Raw genomic sequence first — 25906 nt, forward strand, 5'->3', positions numbered from 1 at the left:
TTATTTGTTTTTCCCTAAAGTTTCTGTTACTTTTCCGCACGTCAGCATTTTATCGCCATAATATGGGTTTTTGATGGCCTTATCGTTGCTCAGCCAGCTTTTCTTCACCATTGGGCAATACTGCACATAGGCATCGCTCTGATTCCCTTTAAAAGCCTTTACTAGCAGCAGTACATTTGTCGAAAGACTACCGAAATGGTCTCTTTGGTGCTCGGCATCTTGTGTCTCGTTGATATGTTCAGCGTCGAAAGCTAATTTATCTTTCAAGGGTTTATAGAATTCTTTTTGTGCGGCAGTAAGTTTATTGGTATTAATCGCATTCAGTTTTGTTAGAAAGTCCGCTGCTTTGGTACTCGCCAACTTGCCATTTGTTGCTACTAAGGCATCTTTTATATTGTAATAAGCTACAAGAACCTCGTTTGTTTGATTCACTACTTCGGCATCTGTTTTAGTTTGTGCAAACGTATTTGATGCGCCGAAAATGATAAATAGTAATGCGAATGTTTTTATGGTTTTCATAATGTTTGTTTTTTAAATTTTGTAATTAATAATTGAGTGCTATTCCTGCGCCAAACCCCATATCGCTATCGTAATGTGTTGACAGTGCCATATATTTTGTAATGATATACCTAAAGCCCGCCATGTATTCTTTATCAGAGTTCACCATGAAATTCAGACGTAGTCGACTTGTTATGGCTACATCTTCACGCATGAGCTGAAACCTCAGTTTGCCTTTAGAATCGATGCGAGCATCGGCTCTTATCAAGAGAGGTAACATGTATTCTATACCAGCGCAAAATACTTGTCGGTTATCTTTAGTGTTTGCTTTGCCCGGTTCGCCGTTTACCATTCGGTAGCGCATATCCCAACCAACGTATGGCATCAGAAATTGCATTTTACCAATGTATCGACCAAAGTGACTTTCTGACTCGTAGCCCATCATTTTATTGGTTCCTATCCTCCATTCGGTTTGTAGCCGATAGCGGGTATTGTTGAGCATAGCTTCACCGTCACTGCCATTGCTTTCTAAGCCAACATTAGCCATAAAATGCAAGGCTCTATCGTCTTTATAAATTTTTCTGATAGCCTTTTCAGGATTAGTAAGCACAACATTGGCAGGTATTCCGTCATTAGGTGCTGCATTCTCATAGCTGAAAATGCGACCCATACCGCTCATCATGTGGTAAAGTATATGGCAATGGAAAAACCAGTCTCCGCTTTCGGTCGCTGCAAACTCTAGCGTATCGGTTTCCATGGGCATAATATCGAGCACATTTTTAAGCGGTGCGTAATCTCCTTGTCCGTTCAATACCCTGAAAAAATGCCCGTGTAAGTGCATCGGGTGGCGCATCATAGTATTGTTGGTCATTACTATTTTTACATTCTCGCCTTTTTTTATCAGAATCTTGTCAGTTTCCGAAACCGTTTTATTGTTAATGCTCCACACATATCGATTCATGTTGCCTGTCAACTCAAAATGCAAAACCTTGGTTGGTGCATCGGGCAGATTTGTTTTTTCTGTTGCACGTAACATACCATAATTAAGTGTAACAATGTGTTCGAGTGCTTTCTCCGGTTCTTTTTTATGTTTATGCTCGGGTTGGCCGCTTATTTCAGGGTACATCACCATGTTCATATCCATTACCTGATTACTCATGTTCATGCCCATGTCGTCCATGTCGCCATTCATTTTCATCATTCCGTTCATCATCATCATACCTTCAAAGTACTTCAATCGTGGTAGTGGCTTGGCATTTACTTTTACTCCATCACCTAACCAAAGCGAGGCCGATTTTGTACGGTCTTCGGCAGTTGCCAGAAATTCAAAGCTTTTATTTTCCGGCAGCTGTACTATCACATCATAAGTTTCTGAAACGGCTATTATCATGCGGTCGACTTGCACCGGCTCAACATCTTTACCATCGTTGGCTACGACTTCCAGTTTTCCGCCAGCAAAATTCAACCAAAAATAAGTTGAAGCACTACCATTGATAATTCGGAGCTTTATTTTTTCGCCTGCCTTAAAGCCAGTTTGTGCTGTGCTGTCGTGTCCGTTGATAAAAAGTTTATCGTAATACACATCGCTTACATCCATGGCCAGCATTCGCTTCCATTCGTTCACGAATTTGGTTTTTAAGTAACCCTCTTTTATTGCCTGACCATAATCTTGCGTACTTTTCTTCTTTATAGCATACCAATCGGTGGCATTGTGTAGTCTTCTATGAACTTCGGCTGGCTTTTCGTTAGTCCAATCACTTAGCACAATTGTATGTTCTTTCATGGCTGGCTCATTGCGCTTATGAATTATCAAAGCGCCATACATACCCGATTGCTCCTGAAGCTCGGTATGCGAATGATACCAATATGTGCCATTCTGCACGAGCGGAAACTTATAAATATGTGTTTGCCCTGCCTTAATAGGTGCCGTGGTCAGATACGGAACGCCATCGTATTGATTCGGTACAATTAGCCCATGCCAATGAATAGAAGTTTCCATTTTCATTAGATTATGTACATGAATCTCGGCAGTATCACCCTCGGTAAAATGTAAAGCTGGTGCAGGAATAGAACCGTTAATAGCAATGGCTTTTCTGGCTTTTCCGGTATAGTTTACAAGCGTGTCGTTTACATAGAGATGATAAACCACCGTTTTACCTTCGGCAGTTTTAGCCGCCTCAGTTTTCTTCTCGACAGGCTTTATTGTTTTGGGTGCTTGTACCTGAGCCGGCTGATGGTGCTCGTGTTGTGCCGCAGCATTGATTGCCGACAGCACAAGCACCATTGAAACTATATTTTGGATAAACATTTTCATGTTAGCTCTCTTAATCTCAGTTTACAGAATAAATAACATGGCAACAGCCATACCTACCATTAGTAAATCTTCAATAATCGTAACTGTGCTCATAGGCAAGTTAAACACTGCACCCAAACAAGCGCAACGGATTTTTTTCTTGTCTAACACGCTACGTATTACCCCAAGCGAACTAAAGCCCATGACAGCAATTGTTGCTATGTTGGTTGTAACGGGCTCAAAATTTGTTAGGTATGCAATACCAAGTACCAGTTCAATAAATGGATACACATAACCATAAGCCGGCACTTTCATTGCCAGTAAATCATACATGGCATAGCTTTCGGCAAAGCCTTTTAGGTTTAAGAACTTAAAAAATGAGAAAACCAGAAAGAAGCCTGCCATGAAATTGTTCATGAAATGCATACCGCTAAAATGCTCGGCTGCATAAATACCACCATGAAAGGCGCTTAAGATTGATACGCCGGTAATAAATGCAAAAATTAATAATAGTGGCTTGTAGGTAGCAAACCAGCTTCGGGGTGCTTCTTCTTCAAAAGCCACTGTGTGCACAGGCGTAACAGCTTTTTCGGTAATTGTATATTTTGGATACGGCTTTAGAGCTTCCTGAAATTTCGACGTAGCAATGTGCTTGTCCATTTCGATAGTAGCTGTATTGTTGGTTTTGTTAGGGATAACCGATTTTACACCTTCAACATTACCTAGCACGTGTTGAATCTTATATTCGCATGCCTCGCAGGTCATGCCTGTAACTTCGTATGTATGTGTCATTGTTTTTTATTATTTAACGATACAAAGGTAGGAGGGGTGCTCCACCCGAGCGTTACAGAATTTTACATGAGACTTACATGATTTTTGACTGAATCAATGGGTATACGAGTGTTGAGGTTTTGCCGTTTGAAATCGCTTGGCGTAATGCCCTCAACCTGCTTAAATTGATTAGAAAGGTGAGCTACGCTACTGTAGCCGAGTTGCCAGGCAATTTCAGATAGGCTTGCTTCGCCGTTTAGCAGTAGGGCTTTGGTGCGTTCAATTTTCTGAGCAATAATGTATTTCTCGAGGGTTGTTTTTTCAACCGACGAAAACAGATTGCTTAGGTACGAGTACTCGTAACCTATTTTCTTTACCAGAAAATCGGAGAAGTTTTGTGAGGCAGGTTTTTCACCTTTGTTGTGGTGAATTTCGTTGATAATTAAGTGCTTGATACGCTCTATAATTGATGCTTTGTGGTCTTCTATCAACTCAAAGCCTTCTTTTTCTAAAGCGTTCTGAATGAGGTCGTACTGAATGTTCTGGCCAGTAAGGTTAATAGTAGCAATACCTAACTCTACTTTCGAAACATTCAGTCCGATTTTCTCAAGCTCTTCTCGCACAACACGCACACAGCGGTTGCATACCATATTTTTGATCAATAATTGCATAGATATTTAATTAAATAATAAGGATTTAGCCGTTTGAAAGCAGCATAAACGCAAAAGCCACAAACTATAAGATTTGCGGAACCCTAATTATTTAACAATATCAAATTAACAATGATTGCTTGGCTGTGATGATTTCTCGCCCGTCATGCAGTGGGGGAGCGGTGCTATTGGCTAATGAAGAACTTTGGCTTTCGAAAATAGTTTCAATAATAGTTTTTACTATTTCGCTAAAAGTAGCTTTAAGCCAGTCTACGGAACTTTGTGTGAATTTGGCTACAAGTTGAGAGACAGAAGAAGAGTATTCAACGTTTTCGTATTTGTCTTCTTCACTGCAACAAGCTGATTTTTTTAAAACTTCATGCTTGCTGTTGAGCGGGAAATGCTTCGTTTCTTTTGCAGTACAACATAAATCACCTTTTTTGTGCAATGAAATAGATTTCCCTTTTACAATACACGAGTGTTCAACAAAGCCAAAACCCGTGCTACTAAGCAGTACAACTACTGCCATCATAACATTGAATAAACGGAATAATGCTTTTTTCATCGCTGTATGAGTGATTTATATACAAATGTAATTAATCGGAACGAGTTTTCCAAGATTAATTTGCAAAACTTATGCCAGGCGGCTACCATTAGGCACTTTTCTTTCCGATTCGGCCAACACCACAGCTCCATCTTCAAGAATAAAACCTGTGGTGAGTACTTCCGACATGAAATCGGCTATTTGTCGGGGAGGGAAATTTGTTACGCAGAGCACTTGTTTACCCAGTAGGTCTTCTTTATTATAAAATGTGGTTATCTGCGCCGACGAGCGTTTAATGCCTATATCAGGGCCTAAGTCAATCAATAATTTGTAGGCAGGCTTACGTGCCTTCGGGAAATCGCCTACTTGTATAATGGTTCCGGCTCTTAGTTCTACTTTCTCAAAATCCTGCCAGCTTATTGTTGCTTTTTCCATGTTAGTATTCATATTCAAATTTACTCCAAAGCGCATTGGCTTTGTCTTGTATCACTTTTGGTAATTTCATAAAAGCCGTATCAGCCACTTTTTCTCTTGGCGTGTTAAACTGTTTTATTATTGTTTTTCCTCTGATAGCTGCCTTGTTACCGTTTTCTAAAACTATTAGTTTTAAGCCCGAGGGGCTCACGTCTCCTTTGCAACCTGTTTTATATAGAAAGATAATTTCGGCATAACCGTTCTTGTCTAAATCATCTATTAAAAATGAGTCTGCAACTAAATCTAACATGTTATCAACCGGACAATCTTTCTCAAAGTCATTAATCAGCCTCAAAAGCTTTGGCTCTTTGCCTGGCACATCTTTAAAATGCTCAACAATGAGTATTCTTGCACTGTAATCATCTTTAGCATTTTCTTCGAGCGTGCCTATCACATAATTTAGTCCGTTCTTATCATTAAATTGTACACTCTTCAAAACCACTGTGCCTGCTGTATTAAACTTTTTCAGTTCTTCGGGTTTCATATTCTTTACCACAATTTTCTGAGCAAGTCCCTGAAAACTCAGACATACAAAAGCTAAAAATCGTACTTTATTTAAAATGTGCTTCATTCAATCTTGTTGTTTAATTACTACTCTACTACTGCCGACTCGCATATATAAGTAGGTATTATACCTGTGCTCTGAATCTTTACTTCGGCGTCTTCGGCTTGTGTGTTGCCACTGAGCACCAAAACTGTGTCGAGCCCAAATTTATTGCCGCCTAGTATATCGGTATGCAGCGTATCGCCAACCATTAAAATATCTTTTTTCTCAATATTCTGGCTTTTTATGTGTTCATAGGCAAAGATAAACATCTGAGAATCGGGCTTGCCGAAACCAATAAAGCGTTTACCTACAATTGATTCAATCATTTCTGAGAGGCCACCCATAGCAATGGCTATTTCTTTTTTTGAAACAGGGTAGGTAGCATCAGTATTAGCCACAATCACCGGAATATTTTTGCGGCGTAGCAGATTTATGGTTTTGTTCAAATCAGTCTTCCAGTCAAAACCCTCATCGTCCAGAAATGCCAATGCCTGAATATCGGTTAAATCGCTAAGGTCAAGGTCGCTGATAGGAACAGCCTCTAAACCAACGGTTTCGATATAATAAGCCGAATCAACAGTGCCCAGAAAAACCACTTTACCACTTTTTACTTTCTGACGGAGATTATCCATTGCCAGCATGCCCGACGAAATGATATTAGCAGGAACAACATCAGTAATGCCTAAGGAATGATAAGAATCGGCTAATTGCTGTGGTTTTCGAGAGGCGTCATTAGTAAGAATATAAAACTCCTTATTGGTTTCTTTTAAATAGCTGAAAGTGTTTTCAATGCCCGGTATTAAACCGTTGTAATTTTTTAATACACCATAAGCATCAAAAAATATTACTTTGTAATTATCAATAACTGATTTGAAGTCGTGAATCTCCATGAATCGTAAATAGGTGGTTTGGTTGAAATTGACTATATATTTAGTGCCTTTAGAATTTTTCCGGCATCGAATTTCTCATCAATCGACGGAAAATGTGTTTCGTAGGCTTCTCTTTGTAATTTGGTGGCGTATGTTCGATGAAAAAAGTATCTGCCATATTTTATTACATAATTGAGCAAGAAAAACCGATACGCCTCTTTCATGAAAAGTACTTCGTTTTCGGTTAAAGGATATACCTTGTGGTATTCTTGCAAGAACAAAATAAAGCGGTCTTCCATCAGTGGGCCAATGTTGTAGCTGAACACAGTTCTGTCGCCCACATCAGAAACCACACGGCTAAAGAAATAAAAATCCATTACCCGATAGCTTATTCTAAACCAGTCGTAGTCCCAGCGAGAATAGAGTTCCAGTTTTTTGGTTACCGAAAAATTGCCAATGTTCCAATCCATAAATACTGGCATGGTTTCTACTGTTTTGGCTACCAGTTTTTGGCGGTTTTCCAGAAAAATCTCACATTGTTCTTTTAGCTGGTCAACGTGCATGCGGTATTCAAATTGCCCGACTTCTGTATCCAGAATTGCCAGTAAATCCTGAATGTCCGAGCGTAAAGTTTTTGATGCCTTTGGCAGAACCGTGCTTACTCTGGCGCAAGCCTTATGAAACTTGGCTATTTCTGAACCTAGTTTTTTGATATGTCCTTCATCCAAACGGCGAGGCAAACGGTGCAGGTTTCTGATGGGGTTATAAAACACAACCCAGGCATCAATAGCATCTTGCTGAAATCGATAGGTGTAAACCACATTGTCTTTTACCAAAGATTTAGCCAGAACATTTTCGAATGGATAAAGCAGATTATTTGATAGCGCATGAATAATCTGGTGGTCTTCCTTAAAATGCTCATAAGTGCCAAAGTAAGACAACTTGGCGATAATCATATCGTCGTTATCAAACTTTACCCTGAAAACATGATTGGTCGAAACTTTAGCACTGATGTCTTCAACGTGGCTGATAGTTTTAGAATTATCAAAATTAGCCCAGGCTTTCTTTATAATGGTTGGATAATCTATGATTCTCATATATGTAGCAAAATAGCTATTTTTTCTTGGTTACTTCTTTAAAAGCAGTTTCTAAAGCTGCTTCTATCATTTCTTTTTCAAGTTTGGTTAATTCAAACAATGTCCAGCCTTGTTGCCCCCATTTGTTTGGTAAAGGGTAAATAATAGCTTTATTAAATGCACAGAACAAAGACTGGTCTGATACTGAAAGTTTCAGGCAGGCCCTGTGCTCATGCTTTGAATAAGTTGCAAAGATTTTTTTCTTTGCCCTGAACGATGTCTTTTCAAAATGCGGCTGCTCCACTGCATCAGGAAACGAAAGCACTATTTCTCTTAAAGTTGCTTCATCTATCATTATCTGAGCGGTTTTTCTTAGAGTTTCCAAATATAGTTAAGTCTTATTGATTTAAAGGCAGATAGTAATGGTAGTTTTTTTAATGGGAAGCGTATAATGATAAAAAAACTTGTATTCATACCATTTTTTCTTGATATTCGAGAGTCGTTTTCATCAAAACTAAGTAATGAGTTTTCAAAAAATAACTTGGATAAGCCTATTCGTTCCTATTCTGATAGCAGGTGCTTCTGTGTACCATCTAACACGGGAGAAAATCAGCTATAATGAGGAAATTCGCCCCATTTTCAATAAAAAATGTATAGTATGCCACGGTGGTGTAAAAAAGAGCGGAGAATTCAGCTTGCTTTTCAGAGAAGAAGCTTTGGCTAAGGCTAAGTCGGGGAAGTATGCAATTATTCCGCACGATGCCGCTAATTCAGAACTGATAAAACGCCTGAAAACGCATGATTTAGAAGAACGAATGCCTTTAGAAGCCGACCCGCTCAGCGATGAGGAAATAAGCAAAATAGAAAGATGGATTAATGAAGGTGCAAACTGGGAAGACCACTGGGCTTACATAAAACCAGATAAATCTATCAGTCCACCTGCTGTGAATGATAAATGGGTGGTGAATGGCATTGATAATTTTATACTTGATAAACTGGCGCAAGAAGGCTTGAAGCATTCGCCAGAGGCAGATAAAACCGCATTATTAAGAAGGCTAAGTCTTGATTTAATTGGCCTGCCGCCAAGCATTGAAGAAACAAATACTTTTTTGAGAGATAATTCTGCTAATGCCTACGAAAAACAGGTTGACAGATTATTGAAATCGCCACAGTTTGGTGAGCGTTGGGCAACTATGTGGCTCGATTTAGCCCGATACGCCGACTCTAAAGGCTACGAAAAAGACCTTGACCGCAGTATATGGCAGTACCGTGACTGGGTTATCAGGGCATTTAATATTGATATGCCTTTCAATGAGTTTACAGTTCATCAATTGGCCGGTGACCTATTGCCGAAAACAGCTAATACATCTGCAAAAGAATTAGAAAACAGACTGATAGCCACGGCTTTTCACCGGAATACGATGTCGAACGACGAAGGCGGAACCAACGATGAAGAGTTCAGAAACATGGCAATGCTCGACAGGGTTTCTACCACATGGGAGGTTTGGCAAGGCACAACAATGGCTTGTGTGCAATGCCATAGCCACCCTTACGACCCTTTCCGGCATAGTGAGTTTTATCAGTCTTTTGCTTTCTTCAACAATACCCAGGACCGGGATTTATATAATGACAAGCCACTGCTCAAAACCTATTCGGACGAAAAAGAAAAAGAGGTAAGAAACTTATTGGCCTGGCTGAAAAATGTGGAGCACAATACGACTCCGATTTCGGATAATATTCCTTTAGACAAGCAAAAGCAAGATTATTTAAGAAAAATGGGGATTTACCGCATTGAGGCCGAAGATTTTGATAGCACCAGCCGCCATATTGAACTCTGGAACAACCAGAAAACAATTATGCAAACCACAGAGGGTGCTTACACGGTTTATGAAGATGTAGACCTGACGGATATTACACAGGTTACTTACAGGTATCAGAGCGGAGCAGCCAATGCATTTATCGAAATGCGTTTGGGAAGTTCGGAAGGTGAACTGATAAGTAAAGTTGAAACCAAATGTAGTGAAACAGAAGTAAACGACAGTTGGTCACGATGGAAAGACTATACTACCTCAACAGGGAAAATAAAGCCGACCAATGGGGTGCATGATGTGTATCTGGTTTATAGAAAAGGCAAAAGTTTCTGGACAGACCTGATTCATCTTGATTGGATGGATTTGGAATCGAAAGCACCATTAAAAAACAATTACCCGAAAGCATTCCGTGATTCGCTAGAGAGATTAGTAAAAATAGAGAGTATCACAACGCCCGTGATTATGGAAATGGCACCTAACAGGTCTCGTAAAACCCACGTTTTTGTGCGTGGAAACTGGATGCTGCATGGCGACGAAGTAAAACCTGCTGTACCGGCATCTTTACCTGCCATACGCAAATCGGCTGGTAATAGATTAGACTTTGCGCAATGGTTGGTAAGCAAAGATAATCCGCTTACGGCAAGGGTAATGGTGAACCGTTTCTGGGAGCAGTTATTTGGCAATGGCATTGTAGAATCGCTCGAAGATTTTGGCACGATGGGAGCAAAGCCCTCACACCCTGAGTTGCTCGACTGGCTGGCGGTACAGTTTATGAATGAACAACAATGGAGCGTAAAGAAATTGCTTAAACTTATGGTGATGTCGGGCACTTACAGGCAATCGGAAATAGTAAATAAAGAATTGCTTGAAAAAGACCCTCGTAACCTGCTTTTGGCAAGAGGGCCAAGGGTTAGGCTTTCGTCGGAGCAAATAAGAGACCAGGCATTGTTTGTAAGCCAGTTGTTAAACAACGAAATGTACGGCCCAAGTGTGCGCCCACCAAACCCGACAGACGAAAGCTGGCGAAACGAGCCAAAGAAAAATCTTTATAGAAGGGCTGTTTATACCTATTGGCGACGGACAAATCCGTACCCATCAATGATTACGTTCGATAGCCCGCAACGAAATGTGTGTACCTCAAGGCGTATCAGAACCAACACACCTTTGCAGGCTCTTACAACACTCAACGATACAGTCTATTATGCTGCTGCACAGAATATTGCGCTTAAAATGAAAGCAGTACCAAGCAACAGAATAGAAGAACGCTTGAAAGCGGGCTACCAGTATTTATTCCAGAAAGCACCAACAGCCACTAAAACCAAACTTTTGTATCAGTTGTATCAGGATGCTTTGCTAGATATGAGAAGAAAAGAAAACGATGACGCCGAATTGGGTGCATTAACCCTAACAGCCAATGCAATGATGAACTTAGATGAATTTCTGACCAAATGAAAAGAACCTCAGTTGCACAAGAAGCACTTCTTGAAGAATCAAGATTTAATACACGTCGCCATTTTCTGAAACAGTGTACGTCTGGACTAGGTGGATTGGCTATGTCATCGCTCTTGGGTGGTTGTTTTGGTGATTCTGCCTCGCAGGTACTAACAAATGAGAATCCGCTGGCTGTGAGGCCATCGCATATCAACGCCAAAGCTAAACGCATTATTTTTATGCACATGGAGGGCGCTCCATCACAGTTAGAGTTGTTTGACTATAAACCTGAACTAGCTAAACTCGATGGACAACTTTGTCCTCCTTCGCTTTTAGAAGGCAAGCGTTTTGCTTTTATTAAAGGTGTGCCTAAAATGTTGGGGCCTCAGTCTACTTTTGACCAATACGGGCAGTCGGGCGCTTGGTTTTCAGATTATTTCAATTATCTGCCAAAACTAGCCGATGAACTTACTTTTCTGAAAGCAATGCATACTGATGAGTTTAACCATGCACCGGCGCAGTTATTTATGCATACAGGTGCTTCAAGGGTAGGTAGGCCAAGTATGGGTTCATGGATTACCTATGGTTTAGGTTCCGAAAACCAGAATCTACCTGGCTATGTGGTTTTGGTATCCGGTTCTGAGCCAAGTGCAGGTAAGTATTTGTGGGGCAATGGCTTTTTGCCATCGGTGTATCAGGGTGTGCAATGTCGCTCTAAGGGCGACCCAGTTCTATATATCAATAACCCAAGCGAAATTGATAGTAGTTTACGTAAAAAATCGATAGAAACTATCAATAAAATAAACGAGCTTACTTATCAAGAAATAGGTGACCCTGAGATTCTGACCCGTATTTCACAATATGAATTAGCCTACCGTATGCAGGCAGAAGTGCCCGGTACGATGGATATTTCGGGCGAGCCAGCCTATATACATGAGATGTATGGCACACAACCGGGCAAAGCTAGTTTTGCTAACAATTGCCTGCTGGCTCGTAAATTGTTGGAAAAAGGTGTGCGGGTAGTGCAATTATTCGACCGCCGGTGGGATAATCATGGTACTGATGCAGGCAGTGGGGTAGATATTGGCTTGCGCCGAAACGTTGAGTATGTCGATAAACCTATATCGGCATTGATACTTGATTTGAAACAAAGAGGTTTACTAGAAGATACGCTTATAGTGTGGGGTGGTGAATTTGGCCGAACACCTATGATGGAAAACAGGGCAGGAGACAACGATACGCCCTTTAAAGGCCGTGACCACCATGTTGATGCCTTTACGATGTTTATGGCAGGCGCAGGGCTGAAAAAAGGCTATTCACATGGCGAAACCGACGAAATAGGCTACTATGGAATAAAAGGAAAAACGCATATCCATGATTTGCAGGCCACGATTCTACACCTGATGGGTTTTAATCATGAAAAACTCGTATTCCCTTTTCAAGGCAGAAATTTCAGATTGACCGATGTTGCAGGGAAGGTTATTAGTGAGGTTTTGGCGTAAAGACCAAAGCCTTGACGATTTTCCTCCGTGAAACTCAGTGTTTGACTCGGTGCAACTCTGTGGTAAAATATTCACTAAACAAAAAATCCTGTAATCTGAATAGTAGACGACAGGATTTTTTATGCCTTTTAAACTTATTTCAAGCTACCAACCATATCTTCAGGTTTTACCCATGCATCAAATTCTTCTGCTGTCAGGTAACCTAATTGAATAGCGGTTTCTTTCAAAGTGCTGCCGTTTTTATGTGCTGTTTGTGCAATCTCAGCAGCTTTGTAATAACCGATTTTGGTATTAAGCGCAGTAACAAGCATCAAAGAGTTATCAACGTGTTTTTTGATGTTTTCTTTCAATGGCTCAATACCAACCGCACATTTATCATTGAACGATACACAACCATCACCAATCAGGCGAGCCGAATGCAAGAAGTTGTAAATCATTACAGGTTTAAATACGTTCAATTCGAAGTGACCCATTGCACCACCTACGTTAATGGCTACATCGTTACCCATTACTTGTGCGGCAATCATAGTTAAAGCCTCACATTGCGTAGGATTTACTTTACCCGGCATAATAGATGAACCCGGCTCGTTGTCTGGGATATAGATTTCTCCAATACCAGAGCGAGGGCCTGACGATAACATTCTGATGTCGTTAGCGATTTTCATTAGGCTTACTGCTACTGTTTTTAAGGCACCATGTGCTTCTACAATAGCATCATGCGCAGCAAGTGCTTCAAATTTATTTTCTGCCGTTACAAACGGAAGTCCTGTAAGGTTGGCAATGTGTTTAGCTACTAATTCAGAATAACCTTCTGGTGTATTAATACCCGTACCTACGGCAGTACCACCCAATGCAAGTTCAGAAAGGTGAGCTAAAGTATTTTTAATTGCTTTTAGTCCATGATTCAATTGTGAAACATAGCCCGAAAACTCCTGGCCAAGTGTCAATGGTGTAGCGTCCATAAAGTGGGTTCTACCGATTTTCACTACGTCCATAAAAGCCTTCGATTTAGCTTCTAATGTATCACGTAGTTTTTCGATACCCGGAATCGTTACTTCCAACAACATTTTGTATGCAGCAATATGCATGGCAGTTGGGAATGTATCGTTTGATGATTGCGATTTGTTTACATCATCATTCGGATGTAAAAACTTCGTTTTGTCGCCTAATTCACCACCTTGCAACACGTGTCCACGATACGCAATTACCTCATTACAGTTCATGTTCGACTGCGTACCCGAGCCTGTTTGCCATACAACCAACGGAAATTGGTCGTCTAGTTTTCCATCAAGAATTTCCTGACAAACTGTTCCGATTAAATCTGATTTTTCTTTAGGTAACACGCCTAATTCAGTGTTCGTCAAAGCTGCACCGTGTTTCAGGTATGCAAAAGCCTTGATGATTTCCTTAGGCATTTTATTAATATCTTGAGCAATTTTAAAGTTTTCGATAGAACGTTGTGTTTGTGCACCCCAATAAACATCAACAGGTACTTGTACTTCACCCATTGTATCCTTTTCTATTCTGTATTGCATAGTCGGTTATGAATTAGAAATGTATGTTAAAAAAAGAAATTTTGTTGCAAAAGTAAGGTAGAAAAAGAAAGCCTGATAGTTTTTTTTGTTTTTTTATCAGAGACCTAAACAAAAAAAGCACGCCCTGAGGGCATGCTTTCAAATATAACTTATGCTGTGTATATTATTCCAAATTCTGGCGTAGGTGGGCGTTTGAAACACAAAGCCGTAAACCCTTTCAGTATTTTTACTGAAAGCCAAAATAGGCACGTTGTTTTTAATTTAGCCTGAAAGGGGCAATAAGGCTGAACTCAGGTATTAATACCCTGAATTTTCGGCCATCAACCAGGCGTTCCATCACATAAGAGCCTGTCATTTTCCCGATTGACGATTTCAGACTACAGCCTGATATATACTCGTGGCTTTCACCGGGTTCAAGTACTGGCGTAAGTCCAACTACACCCTCGCCCTCTATTTCTCGTACAGTAGCATTTGAATCAAAAATAATCCATTTACGTCTTTGCAGTTGTAGGGTAGAATTACTATTGTTTTCGATACGGATTCTGTAACTAAAAACAAAATGCGATTGGTAAGGACTTGAATATTCGGGTTGATACTCAGTTATCACACTAACCTTTACACCCTCGGTTGATGCAGTAATCGTGGTCATAATTTATAGTAGATTCGTCTTAGGCAAGCATGTAATGCCGATACTGTTATACAATCTTGGGAAATCGCATCGTAAAGTAACAAATTAATCTTATAAAAGACTATTTTTTTCAAAAAAAGTTCGTAAGCGAAAAATTTAGGTAAGCTCATGTTTCAAAAAATACTATTTTTGGGCAAATTTGTCCAACGACGACTTTAATTTAAAAAATATTATGGATGTCAAGATTGCCGAAAGCTGGAAAAATAAGCTTAATGAGGAGTTTCAGAAAGAGTATTTTCAGCATCTGATTGAATTTGTAAGAAATGAGTACAAAAACGGCGTATGTTATCCGCCGGGTAAATTAATCTTTAATGCTTTCGATAAATGCAGTTTTGAAGATACCAGAGTGGTTATTTTAGGGCAAGACCCTTATCATGGCCCCGGCCAAGCCAATGGCTTATGTTTCTCGGTTAATGATGGCGTACTATCTCCACCTTCGCTAAAGAATATCTTTAAAGAGATTCAGGATGATTTAGGAAAACCGATTCCTAAATCGGGTAATCTTGAACGATGGGCTCAGCAGGGTGTTTTATTACTGAATGCTACGCTTACTGTTAGGGCAGGGGCGGCAGGCTCTCATCAGGGTAAAGGCTGGGAGGTTTTTACCGATTCGGTTATTAGGCACCTTAATGAAGAAAAAGATGGCATTGTATTTTTACTCTGGGGGAAATATGCGCAGGATAAAGGCAAAATAATTGATGATAAAAAACATTTTGTTTTGCGGGCGAAGCACCCCTCACCAATGTCGGCCAATTATGGCGGTTGGTTTGGTAACAAGCATTTTAGCCAGGCAAATAATTATCTGCAAAGCAGAGGGTTGCCAACTATTGAATGGTGATGGTAGAAAAATAAATATAAAAACAAAGCCCGTTCTATTGCTAGAGCGGGCTTTTCTATGATTATAATTCAATCTCCTTATTTGATAATACTAAACAAACGGCTCCAGCGGATTTTGTTCAGGAAGCTACCATCTTTATCGATAGACATCCAGATAAATACTGCTTTACCTACAATGTGGTCTTCTGGTACAAAACCCCAGAAACGTGAGTCGTCAGAACCATGACGGTTATCACCCATCATAAAGTAGTAATCTTGTTTGAAAGTATAAGAGCTAATTGGCTTACCATCAAGAATAATCTGGCCATTTACATATTTAGCATCTTTGTTACCATCGAAAGTTGTAATTACGCCTTTATACAAAGCAAGGTTTCTTTCGTCTAGCTGAATTGTAACTCCTTTTTTCGGAATTGTAATTGGCCCGAAATTGTCTCTGTTGAACGGAAACAAACGAGAGTTATACGGAAAAGTGTTATATCTGTAATCGGTAGTATCGCCTTTTGCCATTACCATTGGTGTAATGCTTTTCACAAAATCAAGGGTTTTCATATCCTTAACGGCTTGCTCGGTAGCTTTTACATAATAAATGGTTTTGTCGGTCATGCGCAGGTCTTGTTCGAACTCTGAAATGTCATATTTCTGGAAAACCTTTTCGTTAACCTGTGTATTGGCTTCAATGGCATACTCCATTTGTAAGCCCGGAGGGTTGGCAAATACTTTGTTATTTACATAGGCCTGACCCGCACGAAGTTCAACCACATCGCCCGGAATACCAATACAACGTTTGATATAATTGGTTCTTAAATCAACAGGATATTTGTCGAATCCACCAAATTCATCTGGTCTTTCAGGGCAACCCGGGTAATTAAACACAACTACATCACCATTTTTTACACTTGTAAAACCCGGTAAGCGGTATTGCGGTAGTTGAATCAGGTCTGAGTACGAAGGTATATCAGTAAACCATATTTTCTGGTGTGTCAAAGGAACCTGTAAAATCGTTTTTGGCGTACGTGTGCCGTAGTGTAATTTACTCACAAAAAGGAAATCGTTAATTAACAAGCTTTTTTCCATCGAACCCGTTGGAATGGTATAAGCTTCTAAAAAGAGCCAACGAATCAACGTAGCTGCAACTACTGCGAACAACACTGAGTCGAACCACTCTCTTATTGCTGATTTCTGTTTTACAGGTTTTTCTTCTTTTTTTGTTTGAACTTCTGCCATATACTAACTCCTGAACGGAGATTTTTTAATTGAATGATTTATAGCTCTTAATATGTTTGTTCCAATGTTTTAAAGCCCTAGCATATCTTGCATACCAAATATTCCGGCTTTGCCTTGTATCCATTCGGCGGCAATTACTGCGCCTAGCGCAAACCCGTTGCGGCTATGCGCAATGTGTTTTATTTCAATCTGGTCAACATCCGAAATGTATTTTATTTCGTGTGTGCCGGGTACTTTTCCTTCTCTCGACGACCAGATAGGTAGCTCGTCTTCGTTGGCAAGTTGGTTACTTACCCATTTTACTTTATTACCAAGGTTTTCGATAATGCCTTCGGCCAGCGTAATGGCTGTGCCGCTAGGGGCATCTTTTTTCTCGGTGTGGTGTATTTCGTTGCTCGATACCTTGTATTCGTTTGTATAAGGGCGCATCAGGCGGGCCAACGATTTGTTTAATTCAAAAAACAAATTAACTCCGATGCTATAATTTGAGGCGTAGAAAAATGCACCTTTGTTTTCGTTACACAATTTCTCAATTTCAGCTTTATGTTGTAGCCAGCCAGTTGTACCGCACACAGTTGGCAGGCCAAACTCCATGCAATATTTAAGGTTACCATAGGCCGATTCGGGTGAGCTGAACTCTATCACTACATCAGTAGTATCGGCGTTTACCGACAATAGCTCTGTGCGATTACTAATATCTATTTTTGCAGAAATTTCGTGTCCTCGTTGTAAAGCAATCTGTTCAATCACTTTACCCATTTTTCCATATCCTAATAAGGCAATACGCATATAATTCTATTAAGGTAATTTAAAATTTTAAAACAACACTTGCGCCAACGGCACTGCCAAAAGCAGTAGGTTGAACGCTAGGCTCAAATTTCAGCGAAATATCATCGCTCATATCGAATGTTTTCAAGTGTGCCGACACATTGGCTTGCACTGCTTGGAGTGTCCAGCCAACAGCAAACATAATAACTGTTAAATCTCGGTAGCGTCTGAAACTATTTACCACAGGCTCAACTTGCGTTCGGGTAAAAGGCCCAATGGTTTTTCCGGTTGGTTTATTCCAGATTCCTGAAAGCTGTTCAATCATTACTGAGGTTTCTTTATCTTTTACAATTTTTTCAAGATAACCCTTGTAATACTGATACCTGTAATTAGTAAACCAAAAAGTATAAACCCCGCCTGCGGCAGCGGCATAAACTATGGGCATTACCCAGTATTCTTTGTTAGTGGCTTGTCCCCAACCCGGTAAAATCAGCGAGCGAATTAAGGCCTTGCGGGCCGGGTTTGCTTTCTTGGCAGAGTCAGCTTTAAAAACTCTGCTTATAAAATTCTGCCGTTTACTTGTATCTGTTTTGAGAATCCTATTCACTAAGTTAAGTTTCTTAGCAGAATCAACAACGACTTTCGTAATCGAATCAGCTTTTGCAGGAATGCTAAGGGTATCTGTTTTTTGAGCAAAAGAAATATTTGTAATCAGTAAAAGAAAAACCAACGTCCGAACCATACTCCAAAAATTTAATTGCGTATAAAGAGACAAAATTAGGTTCTTATACTTCTTTTTACAACCGTTTAACAATTTTTAAGCTCGTTTGATACTGCTTTATTAGTCCTGATTTACTTTTATCGAATTCAAGATTCTATCTAACTCATCTTTCGTCGAGAAAGGTATCTTAATTTCTCCTTTATGTTTATCGTCGGCTTTAACGAGTACTTTCGTACCGAAATAGCCTTGTAACCTGAATTGTAACGACGAAATCTCCTGCTTTATTGAGGTCTGGCGTTTACCTTTGGTATCTTCCTGAATCATAAGCGCCAAACGGCGAACTTCGTCTTCAATTTTACGTACCGACCAGTTTTCTTCAACTACTTTGTTGAAAAGCTTAATTTGTGTTTCGTGATTATCGATATTAATCAGAGCACGGGCATGACCCATCGAAATTTCGTTGTCACGCACGGCAGCCTGAATCACATCTGGTAATTTCAGCAAACGAAGGTAGTTGTTAACCGTTGTACGGTTCTTACCAACTCTGTCGCCAAGTTCTTCCTGTTTTAGTTGGAACTCACTTAGTAGGCGATGATAACTCAGGGCAATCTCAATTGCATTCAGGTTTTCACGCTGAATATTCTCAATGAGTGCCATTTCGAGCATTTGTTGATCGTCAGCCGTACGAATATAGGCAGGTATTCTGGTTAATCCGGCTAATTTAGAGGCTTGCAAACGGCGTTCCCCTGAAATAAGCGTATATCTGCCCGGACTTGATTCCTTAACAGTAATCGGCTGAATGATACCTAAAACCTTTATTGATTCGGCTAATTCCTGCAATGCCTCCTGGTCGAAATGCGTACGAGGTTGGTAAGGATTAGTCTCTACTGATTCAATTGCTATCTCGTGCATAGAGCTGATAGCTTCTAAACGACGAGGAATTGGTGTTTCAGCAGTTGTTGTATTGCCAGAGTCTGAAAGTAACGCACCTAAACCTCTACCGAGCCCGGTCATACTCTTCTTTTGGTTGCCTATTTTAGATTCCATATCTTTTTAATGTTAAATGGGCCTTGGTGATGTATTTTCCCATGTACATTTGTTATAATTCTATAAGTTTTGTTGTCAGTTATTTTCTGAAACAAGTTTTCCGTTCTTTATCAGAATCTCTCGTGCCAGATTCAGATAACTGATGGCTCCCTTGCTATCGGCATCTTGTGCCAGCGCAGGTACCCCATAACTAGGCGATTCGGACAATCGGATATTTCTCGGTATCAGGGTCTGGAAAACCATATTCCTGAAGTGGGTGGTTACCTCATGCACAACCTGATTCGACAAGCGCACACGCAAATCATACATCGTTAATAGAATACCTTCAATTGTCAAAGCAGGATTTAATCGCTGCTGAATGATTTTGATGGTGTTCAATAATTTGCCTAATCCTTCTAAAGCGAAGTACTCACATTGTACAGGCACAATAACTGAATCGGCAGCAGTAAGACTATTGATGACTATCAGACCCAGCGACGGAGAGCAATCAATGATAATAAAATCATAAATATCTTTCACGTCCATCAATGATTCTTTCATCTTTTCTTCACGCTTCGGGAGGTTAATCATTTCGATTTCGGCTCCTACAAGGTCAATGTGAGATGGAAGTAAATCAAGGTTGGGAAAGTCGGTTTCGATGATAATATCACGTGGACGAATATCATCGACCATACATTCATAAATACTGTTCTCAACTTCTTTAGGGTTAAAGCCCAAGCCCGAAGTGGCATTCGCCTGAGGGTCAGCATCAATGATGAGTGTACGAAATTCGAGGGCAGCCAAACTGGCCGCTAAGTTTATTGTAGTGGTTGTTTTACCTACGCCCCCTTTTTGGTTGGCAATTGCTATTATTTTTCCCATTGCTTGTGGTTAGAGAAAATTACTGCTTCAAATATCAAACATTTAATGTTAAGAAACAATTAAATGTTCCACGAGGTGGAAAAAATGTTCCACGATGTGGATAAGATTTGCGGAATATCTCCCTAATCAGGCAATTAATTAAGCGATATTTGTTTACATGCTTACTGGGGTGTTATCTTTGCGTATGCGTTACGTAATAGAATGTTCTTATAAGGGTACGGTTTTTCATGGTTGGCAGGTGCAAGACAACGCCCCAACTGTACAAGGCTTCATTGAGCAGGCATTAACAACAGTGCTGCGGCAGCCTATGCAAATTGTAGGCAGCAGCCGCACCGATGCAGGCGTGCATGCCGCCCAGCAGTTTGCCCATTTTGATGTGCAAGAGCCTCTGAACAATATCGAAAAGATGGTATATGCCATGAATGGCATTTTGCCGAAAGACATTGCCATACAACAAATAAAGATGGTGCCTGACGAATTTCATTCCCGCTTTGATGCTACTCACCGCAGGTATTTGTACCGTATATCGTCGCACAAAACGCCTTTCTTACAAGACCTTATGTATTTTTACAGAGCCCCGCTTGATGTTGAACAAATGAACAGGGCAGGGGAGATACTGAAAAAACATATCGATTTTCAGTGCTTTAGTAAAGTGCATACCGATGTGGCAACTTTCAACTGTAAGATTGAATGGGCTTATTGGGAACAGCAAGACCAGTTTCTGCTGTTTCATATTAAAGCTGACCGGTTTTTGAGAGGTATGGTAAGAGCCATTGTAGGCACAATGCTTGATGTTGGCACAGGCAAATTGAGTCTATCGGGTTTTGAAGCAATTATTCTCTCAAAAAGCCGCCAGAAAGCAGGAAGAGCCGTTCCGGCAGAAGGACTAACGTTGGCAGAAGTGGGGTATCCCGAAGGTATTTGGTAAAACCAGAGGTGGAGCATTAATTGCTACGTTAAACTATTAAAATCATGAATATCACGATAGAAAAAATAGCTTCGGCCGAAGATTTAGAAGAAATAAAAACCTTGTTTCGAGAATACGTGGCTTTTTTGGGAATAAGCCTTTCTTTTCAGCGTTTTGAAGAAGAACTGGCAAAACTCCCTGCCAAATACGCCGAGCCAGAAGGTGCAATATATTTAGCAAAAGTAGACGGCCAAAGCGCAGGTTGCGTAGCCCTGTGGAAATTGGAAGAAGGCGTGTGCGAAATGAAGAGATTGTACGTAAGGCCCACTTTTCAAGGTTTAGGTTTAGGCAAAAAATTAGCTTATGTGATAATGGAAGAGGCGCAGAGAAAAGGCTACATCAAAATGAAATTAGATACGTTGCGTCGCCTTGAATCGGCGAATCGCTTATATAAATCGCTACAGTTTTCAGAAACCAATCCGTATAATTATAATCCTGAAGACGACGTAGCATACTTTGAAAAAGACCTGATATAATGGCAATTATAGGCAAAGATATAGATGAGGCAATCAGACTCCTGAGCGATGGAGAGGTAATAGGCATACCAACCGAAACCGTATATGGTTTGGCCGGCAATGCGCTTAATACCGATGCGGCTGCCAAAATATTTGAAGTAAAGAATCGCCCTTCGTTCGACCCGCTCATTATTCATACTAATAGTATTGAGCGTTTTCCGAGCTACGTTAGTGAGATAGACGAAAGAGTATACGCATTGGCAGAAAAATTTATGCCCGGTCCGCTTACACTCTTATTGCCAAGAAAAAATATCATTCCTGATTTGGTAACTTCGGGTCTAGACAATGTAGCTATCAGAATTCCTAAACACCCTTTAACACTCGAATTATTATGCCAATTAGACTATCCACTGGCAGCGCCAAGTGCTAATCCATTTGGTTATATTTCACCTACAAGTGCTACACATGTAAATAATCAGCTAGGAGATAAAATAAAATACATACTTGATGGCGGCGACTGCCAGGTTGGTATTGAATCAACAATTATTGGCTTTGTTGAAAACGAAGCCATTGTTTACCGAAAAGGTGGTTTGTCTATAGAGGAAATTGAAGGGGTAGTAGGTAAGGTAAAAGTAATTGAGCATTCGTCGTCTAATCCGCAAGCACCCGGAATGCTCAAAAGCCACTATGCACCTAAAAAACCTTTGGTTTTATTGGAGAAAAATCAAGCAATTGACCAAAGCAAAGGAAATATCGCATATCTGGGTTTTCAACATTACCACGCTGATATTCCGCTTGAAAATCAATTACTTTTATCTCCCAACGGTGACTTCCGAGAGGCAGCCAAGCACCTATTTGCTTACATGAGGCAACTAGATGCTATGGCAGTAGATTATATTTATACCCAACTACTCCCCGAAAAAGATTTAGGCAGAGCCATTAACGACCGCATCAGACGAGCAACTGTAAAAGAGTAATTCTTAATTTTCTTTTGCCACAAATTCTACACGGCGGTTTTTCTGGCGGTTTTCTTCTGTGTCATTTGCTGCAACAGGTTGGTTTGGCCCCATACCTGCATGTGTCAATCGGCTTGGTGCAATACCTTTGTTGAACAAATAATTTGTTACTGCTTTGGCTCTCAGTTCTGAAAGATACTGATTCAGACGAGGGTCGCCCACGTTATCAGTATGCCCAATAACCTCAATATTTATTTTCGGATTCTGTTTAAGCAGATTTACCAATTTGTCTAGTTCAGGATAAGACTGTGGCTTAATAACAGGCTGGCTCTGGTCGAAATACACATTCTCAAGTTTAATGTGTTTGCCTATGGCAACTTCTTTAAAATAATCGTCGACAATTGCGGTAACAGGCGCTTTTTCTGGCTCTTTCACTACTGGCGCAGGTTTAGGCACAACAGGAACTTCCTCTTTCTTAGGTTCTTCTTGTTTAGCAACTACTTTTTCTTCTACTTTGGGCGGTTCTTCTTGTTTAGGAACAAGCTTTGGTTCTTCTTTAGGTTTTTGCTCAACTATAGCAGGAGGTGGTGCAACCTCCATTTTTTCAAGCAATACATCATGCTTAAAATTAGTGGCAACGATATTGGCCAGGTCAATATTTTCGGTATATGATTTATAATTAGCGACTTCAACTTTTAAAGTGTAATTTTTCTCAAAGTTTTGCGGAGCTATTTTTGCTGTATTATTGCTTAGTGCAACAGCTTGTTTTGTGTTATCAAAAAGGCTCATTTTTACATTGCCTATTGCTGCTTTAGTTTTCGAGTCAACCGGATTAAATGTAAAAGTATAAATGGCTTTTTTCATTTCAACCGTAATTACACCATTAGCTGCTTTTGAGAAAGCCACCGCATCTTTATAAGGCTGATAACCGTCTGAGGCAATTTCTAGCTCATAATTATTGTCGGGTGTAACAGTAACTTTATATCTGGTTTTCTCAGGGTTTAAACTCCCCGTTACAGCTGTTGTTCCGGTTTTTAGTTTATAATCGGCCACCAATGGTGTTTTCGTATAAAAATCAGTAGCAGCAAAGTAAATCTCCGCCGTAGGTACTTTCTTAATTTTGAGTTGCTGAACTTTAACTACGTTTGATAACGGAGCTTTGTAAGGCATATATCCCGGTACTTTTATTTCGGCAGTATATTGCTCGGCAAGTTTCAATTCAGCTTCCCATTCCGACTGCACATTGGTAGGTTTCAGCGTTACAGGCTCATATTTTGCTGTATAAACCCTTAGGCTTGCACCCGGTACATTTTTATTGGTTTCTTCGTCAACCACAATAAATTTAAAGCGGTCAGCCGATTTTTTTATTAGAAAAATCTCTTGCACAAACTGTTTTCTGGCAATTAAATCTTTTAGATTAATATTCTGATTCGCCTGATTATACCCCTCTGACTCCACCTCAATTGAGTATTCGGTATCTGGCGTTAAATTGGCAGAAAAGCCCTCTTTTTCAATCTTTGCGGCAATAGATTGTTTATTAGCCAGATTGATAATACGCATACGGGTACTCACAAGATTCTCTTTGGTTTGGGCATCGATAATCTTAAACAAGAAGGCGTAATTATCTTTTTGTAATTCAAATTTCTTCAATAATACTTTAACCGACTCGTTGGGAGTTATATCAAAAGTTACCTGCTCGGTAATAGTTTTGTAACCCTCTGCGCTTACTTCAACGGTATATTTCTTTTTAGGATTAAATTCAATTCTGTAAGGATTCGTCTCATCCGACTGCCCCGTTAGGGTTTCTTCTTCCGGCCGCAATACTTTATAATTGGCCGCAATTGGGTCTTTAGAGATTGCGTCAACAGCCGTGAGCGATAATAGCTGAGCACTGGTTTTTTGTAAACTTACACTAATAAATTTGCTTGGTGGTTTTACAGTTTTGTTGGCGTCAACGGCTTCTAATTCAACACTTGTACCTTGGTATCCGGTGGCTTCTATCGAAATATGATAGCTCTTGGTTTTATCCAGAACAGCCTTCCACTCTCCGGTTTTAGGGTTTACTTTAGCTTCAACTTCTTGCTTGGCGGCATCCACTATTTTAACCTTGGCCGTTGTTATAATCTGTTTGTCTTTGGCATCGGTAATCAGTATCACGTATTCATCTTGCACCAAGTCGAGCAATTCTTTGAAATTGGTTTTGCCAGCACCCAAGTTTTCGAGATTCAGCGGGATTCGTTTTGTAACGTAGTTGGGCATGCTGATTTCTATTTCATAATGGCCATGTGTAGCAGGTTTAAACTGTATATCGCCTTGGTTTGTACCCTGAATTACGATAGGATCGAGCTTATTAAAATAGATTTTAAAAGTAGCAGCCAACCTTTTACCCGAAACTTTATCGAAAGCACCAAAGGTATAGGTAGAGTCAAGTTGTTGAACCGTGGTATTTGTTGCAAAAGCCGTACAAATATTAAAAATTGAAACAGCAATCAGCATTAGTAAACTTCTCATAGGATTTTGAAAAAGAGATAATCACCGCAAATTTGTGATTTTTTAAAATAATACAACGAAGAACTTTAAATGAATTGTAAGTTTTTATGAAATTATGTTGTTTTGTTTTATGAAAGACGATGCAAAAAAAACAGTTTTAATTGATTTACAATACCTCCCGAGTGTTCAATTTTTTTCGACATTGCTGCATTTCGATGAAGTAAGGCTCGAAAGTAATGAGTATTACGTAAAACAAAGTTACCGAAACCGCAGCTATATATTGGGTGCAAACAAAGTTGAAATGCTGATTGTACCGGTGGTGGATGGCAATAAAAAGATATTGGTACGAGATATTCAGATAGATTATCAGCAGAGATGGACTGATATTCATTGGCGGACTATTAAGGCAGCTTATGGGAAATCGCCTTTTTTTGAATTTTTTGGAGACTATTTTCAACAAACTCTGCAAAAGAAACCACAGTTTTTGTGGGATCTGAACTATGAGCTACTGACAATATGTCTGAAATTATTGCAGATTAATAAGACAATTAGTCTGACAGATATATATGAAAAAGACCCCAAAAACGATATTTTTGATGCCAGATGTCTCATAAACCCCAAAAAAGACCCGGAATCGGGGCTTGAGTACCAGCCAGTGGCGTATCAGCAAAACTTTGGCAATGAATTTGTACCTAACCTTAGCATCGTTGACTTACTTTTTTGCAGAGGGAATCAATCTTTAGGAATTTTAAAGAAATCTTCTATAAAGTGAACAGAGTTTGTTAATAAATCGTTATATTGCAAATGCAAATGTTTTGCTTAAGCTAATCATTTGAGCTAAAAAGCAATAAAACCATTGTAAAATTTGAAATAATGGAAAATTGAAAAGCA

Annotated in this window: 25 protein-coding genes; 7 read left to right on the top strand and 18 right to left on the bottom strand. The window is 39.9% G+C overall.

The features are described 5' to 3' along the window. The 10 genes from WAE64_RS09685 to WAE64_RS09730 all read right to left on the bottom strand — a co-directional run bounded on the left by WAE64_RS09685 (position 1) and on the right by WAE64_RS09730 (position 8077). Complete coding sequence (locus tag WAE64_RS09685; protein WP_340236161.1) at positions 1 to 519, bottom strand: DUF3347 domain-containing protein; 519 nt, start codon at positions 517 to 519, stop codon at positions 1 to 3. 25 nt (positions 520 to 544) lie between these two features. Further along, positions 545 to 2806, bottom strand: coding sequence for a multicopper oxidase domain-containing protein (locus WAE64_RS09690; protein WP_340236162.1), 2262 nt, complete (start codon positions 2804 to 2806; stop codon positions 545 to 547). A 27-nt stretch (positions 2807 to 2833) separates the two neighbouring features. Beyond that, positions 2834 to 3583: a heavy-metal-associated domain-containing protein gene (locus WAE64_RS09695; protein WP_340236163.1), complete on the bottom strand. Its 750-nt coding sequence runs from the start codon at positions 3581 to 3583 to the stop codon at positions 2834 to 2836. Between the two features lie 62 nt (positions 3584 to 3645). Beyond that, positions 3646 to 4233, bottom strand: a complete 588-nt coding sequence (locus tag WAE64_RS09700; RefSeq protein WP_340236164.1) for an AraC family transcriptional regulator — start codon at positions 4231 to 4233, stop codon at positions 3646 to 3648. Between the two features lie 100 nt (positions 4234 to 4333). Beyond that, positions 4334 to 4777 carry an HYC_CC_PP family protein gene (locus tag WAE64_RS09705; protein WP_340236165.1) on the bottom strand — a complete coding sequence of 148 codons (444 nt, stop codon included), beginning with the start codon at positions 4775 to 4777 and terminating at the stop codon, positions 4334 to 4336. Between the two features lie 69 nt (positions 4778 to 4846). After that, the gene (locus tag WAE64_RS09710) at positions 4847 to 5191 is read right to left on the bottom strand and encodes a tRNA-binding protein (protein ID WP_340236166.1); all 345 of its coding nucleotides are present in this window, start codon (positions 5189 to 5191) and stop codon (positions 4847 to 4849) included. Position 5192: 1 nt separating this feature from the next. Further along, positions 5193 to 5801 carry a M949_RS01915 family surface polysaccharide biosynthesis protein gene (locus WAE64_RS09715; protein WP_340236167.1) on the bottom strand — a complete coding sequence of 203 codons (609 nt, stop codon included), beginning with the start codon at positions 5799 to 5801 and terminating at the stop codon, positions 5193 to 5195. A 20-nt stretch (positions 5802 to 5821) separates the two neighbouring features. After that, positions 5822 to 6667, bottom strand: a complete 846-nt coding sequence (locus tag WAE64_RS09720; RefSeq protein ID WP_340236168.1) for an HAD-IIA family hydrolase — start codon at positions 6665 to 6667, stop codon at positions 5822 to 5824. 32 nt (positions 6668 to 6699) lie between these two features. After that, complete coding sequence (locus tag WAE64_RS09725; protein ID WP_340236169.1) at positions 6700 to 7743, bottom strand: hypothetical protein; 1044 nt, start codon at positions 7741 to 7743, stop codon at positions 6700 to 6702. A gap of 16 nt (positions 7744 to 7759) precedes the next feature. After that, the gene (locus WAE64_RS09730; protein ID WP_340236170.1) at positions 7760 to 8077 is read right to left on the bottom strand and encodes an MmcQ/YjbR family DNA-binding protein; all 318 of its coding nucleotides are present in this window, start codon (positions 8075 to 8077) and stop codon (positions 7760 to 7762) included. A 166-nt stretch (positions 8078 to 8243) separates the two neighbouring features. Here WAE64_RS09730 and WAE64_RS09735 point away from each other — a divergent pair, with 166 nt between their 5' ends. After that, positions 8244 to 10985, top strand: a complete 2742-nt coding sequence (locus WAE64_RS09735; RefSeq protein WP_340236171.1) for a DUF1553 domain-containing protein — start codon at positions 8244 to 8246, stop codon at positions 10983 to 10985. Continuing rightward, a complete protein-coding gene (locus tag WAE64_RS09740) occupies positions 10982 to 12466 on the top strand; it encodes a DUF1501 domain-containing protein (protein ID WP_340236172.1) in 1485 nt (494 codons plus the stop codon). The genes WAE64_RS09735 and WAE64_RS09740 overlap by 4 nt, the downstream gene beginning before the upstream one ends. Positions 12467 to 12600: 134 nt before the next feature. Here the strand turns inward: WAE64_RS09740 and fumC are convergent, their stop codons facing one another. After that, positions 12601 to 14001: a class II fumarate hydratase gene (gene fumC, locus WAE64_RS09745; protein ID WP_340236173.1), complete on the bottom strand. Its 1401-nt coding sequence runs from the start codon at positions 13999 to 14001 to the stop codon at positions 12601 to 12603. Positions 14002 to 14257: 256 nt separating this feature from the next. Continuing rightward, positions 14258 to 14650, bottom strand: a complete 393-nt coding sequence (apaG, locus tag WAE64_RS09750) for a Co2+/Mg2+ efflux protein ApaG (protein ID WP_340236174.1) — start codon at positions 14648 to 14650, stop codon at positions 14258 to 14260. A gap of 211 nt (positions 14651 to 14861) precedes the next feature. On the opposite strand from apaG, the gene ung reads away from it, so the two are divergent. Continuing rightward, the gene (gene ung / locus WAE64_RS09755; RefSeq protein WP_340236175.1) at positions 14862 to 15527 is read left to right on the top strand and encodes a uracil-DNA glycosylase; all 666 of its coding nucleotides are present in this window, start codon (positions 14862 to 14864) and stop codon (positions 15525 to 15527) included. A 77-nt stretch (positions 15528 to 15604) separates the two neighbouring features. Here the strand turns inward: ung and lepB are convergent, their stop codons facing one another. The 5 genes from lepB to WAE64_RS09780 form a co-directional block, all read right to left on the bottom strand. Continuing rightward, positions 15605 to 16750 (bottom strand): signal peptidase I, encoded by a 1146-nt coding sequence (gene lepB / locus WAE64_RS09760; RefSeq protein ID WP_340236176.1) that lies wholly within the window; start codon positions 16748 to 16750, stop codon positions 15605 to 15607. A 69-nt stretch (positions 16751 to 16819) separates the two neighbouring features. After that, a complete protein-coding gene (gene dapB / locus WAE64_RS09765) occupies positions 16820 to 17539 on the bottom strand; it encodes a 4-hydroxy-tetrahydrodipicolinate reductase (protein WP_340236177.1) in 720 nt (239 codons plus the stop codon). Between the two features lie 19 nt (positions 17540 to 17558). Then, positions 17559 to 18260, bottom strand: a complete 702-nt coding sequence (locus WAE64_RS09770; RefSeq protein WP_340236178.1) for a DUF5683 domain-containing protein — start codon at positions 18258 to 18260, stop codon at positions 17559 to 17561. 99 nt (positions 18261 to 18359) lie between these two features. Then, the gene (locus WAE64_RS09775; protein ID WP_340236179.1) at positions 18360 to 19286 is read right to left on the bottom strand and encodes a ParB/RepB/Spo0J family partition protein; all 927 of its coding nucleotides are present in this window, start codon (positions 19284 to 19286) and stop codon (positions 18360 to 18362) included. Positions 19287 to 19361: 75 nt separating this feature from the next. After that, positions 19362 to 20147, bottom strand: coding sequence for a ParA family protein (locus tag WAE64_RS09780; protein ID WP_340236180.1), 786 nt, complete (start codon positions 20145 to 20147; stop codon positions 19362 to 19364). Between the two features lie 157 nt (positions 20148 to 20304). Here WAE64_RS09780 and truA point away from each other — a divergent pair, with 157 nt between their 5' ends. The 3 genes from truA to WAE64_RS09795 are packed head-to-tail and all read left to right on the top strand — an operon-like array spanning position 20305 to position 22546. Continuing rightward, positions 20305 to 21075, top strand: coding sequence for a tRNA pseudouridine(38-40) synthase TruA (gene truA / locus WAE64_RS09785; RefSeq protein WP_340236181.1), 771 nt, complete (start codon positions 20305 to 20307; stop codon positions 21073 to 21075). Between the two features lie 44 nt (positions 21076 to 21119). Next, positions 21120 to 21590 carry a GNAT family N-acetyltransferase gene (locus WAE64_RS09790; RefSeq protein ID WP_340236182.1) on the top strand — a complete coding sequence of 157 codons (471 nt, stop codon included), beginning with the start codon at positions 21120 to 21122 and terminating at the stop codon, positions 21588 to 21590. Continuing rightward, positions 21590 to 22546, top strand: a complete 957-nt coding sequence (locus tag WAE64_RS09795; RefSeq protein WP_340236183.1) for an L-threonylcarbamoyladenylate synthase — start codon at positions 21590 to 21592, stop codon at positions 22544 to 22546. Before WAE64_RS09790 ends, WAE64_RS09795 begins: the two co-directional genes overlap by 1 nt. 3 nt (positions 22547 to 22549) lie before the next feature. Here WAE64_RS09795 and WAE64_RS09800 read toward each other — a convergent pair whose 3' ends face one another. Then, positions 22550 to 25036 (bottom strand): OmpA family protein, encoded by a 2487-nt coding sequence (locus WAE64_RS09800; protein WP_340236184.1) that lies wholly within the window; start codon positions 25034 to 25036, stop codon positions 22550 to 22552. 109 nt (positions 25037 to 25145) lie between these two features. Between WAE64_RS09800 and WAE64_RS09805 the strand changes: the two genes are divergently transcribed. After that, entirely contained in the window at positions 25146 to 25787 is a 642-nt protein-coding gene (locus WAE64_RS09805) for a WbqC family protein (RefSeq protein ID WP_340236185.1), read from the top strand. Positions 25788 to 25906 lie beyond the last annotated feature (119 nt).

It is taken from the genome of Emticicia soli (assembly GCF_037860775.1).
Taxonomy (GTDB): domain Bacteria; phylum Bacteroidota; class Bacteroidia; order Cytophagales; family Spirosomataceae; genus Emticicia; species Emticicia soli.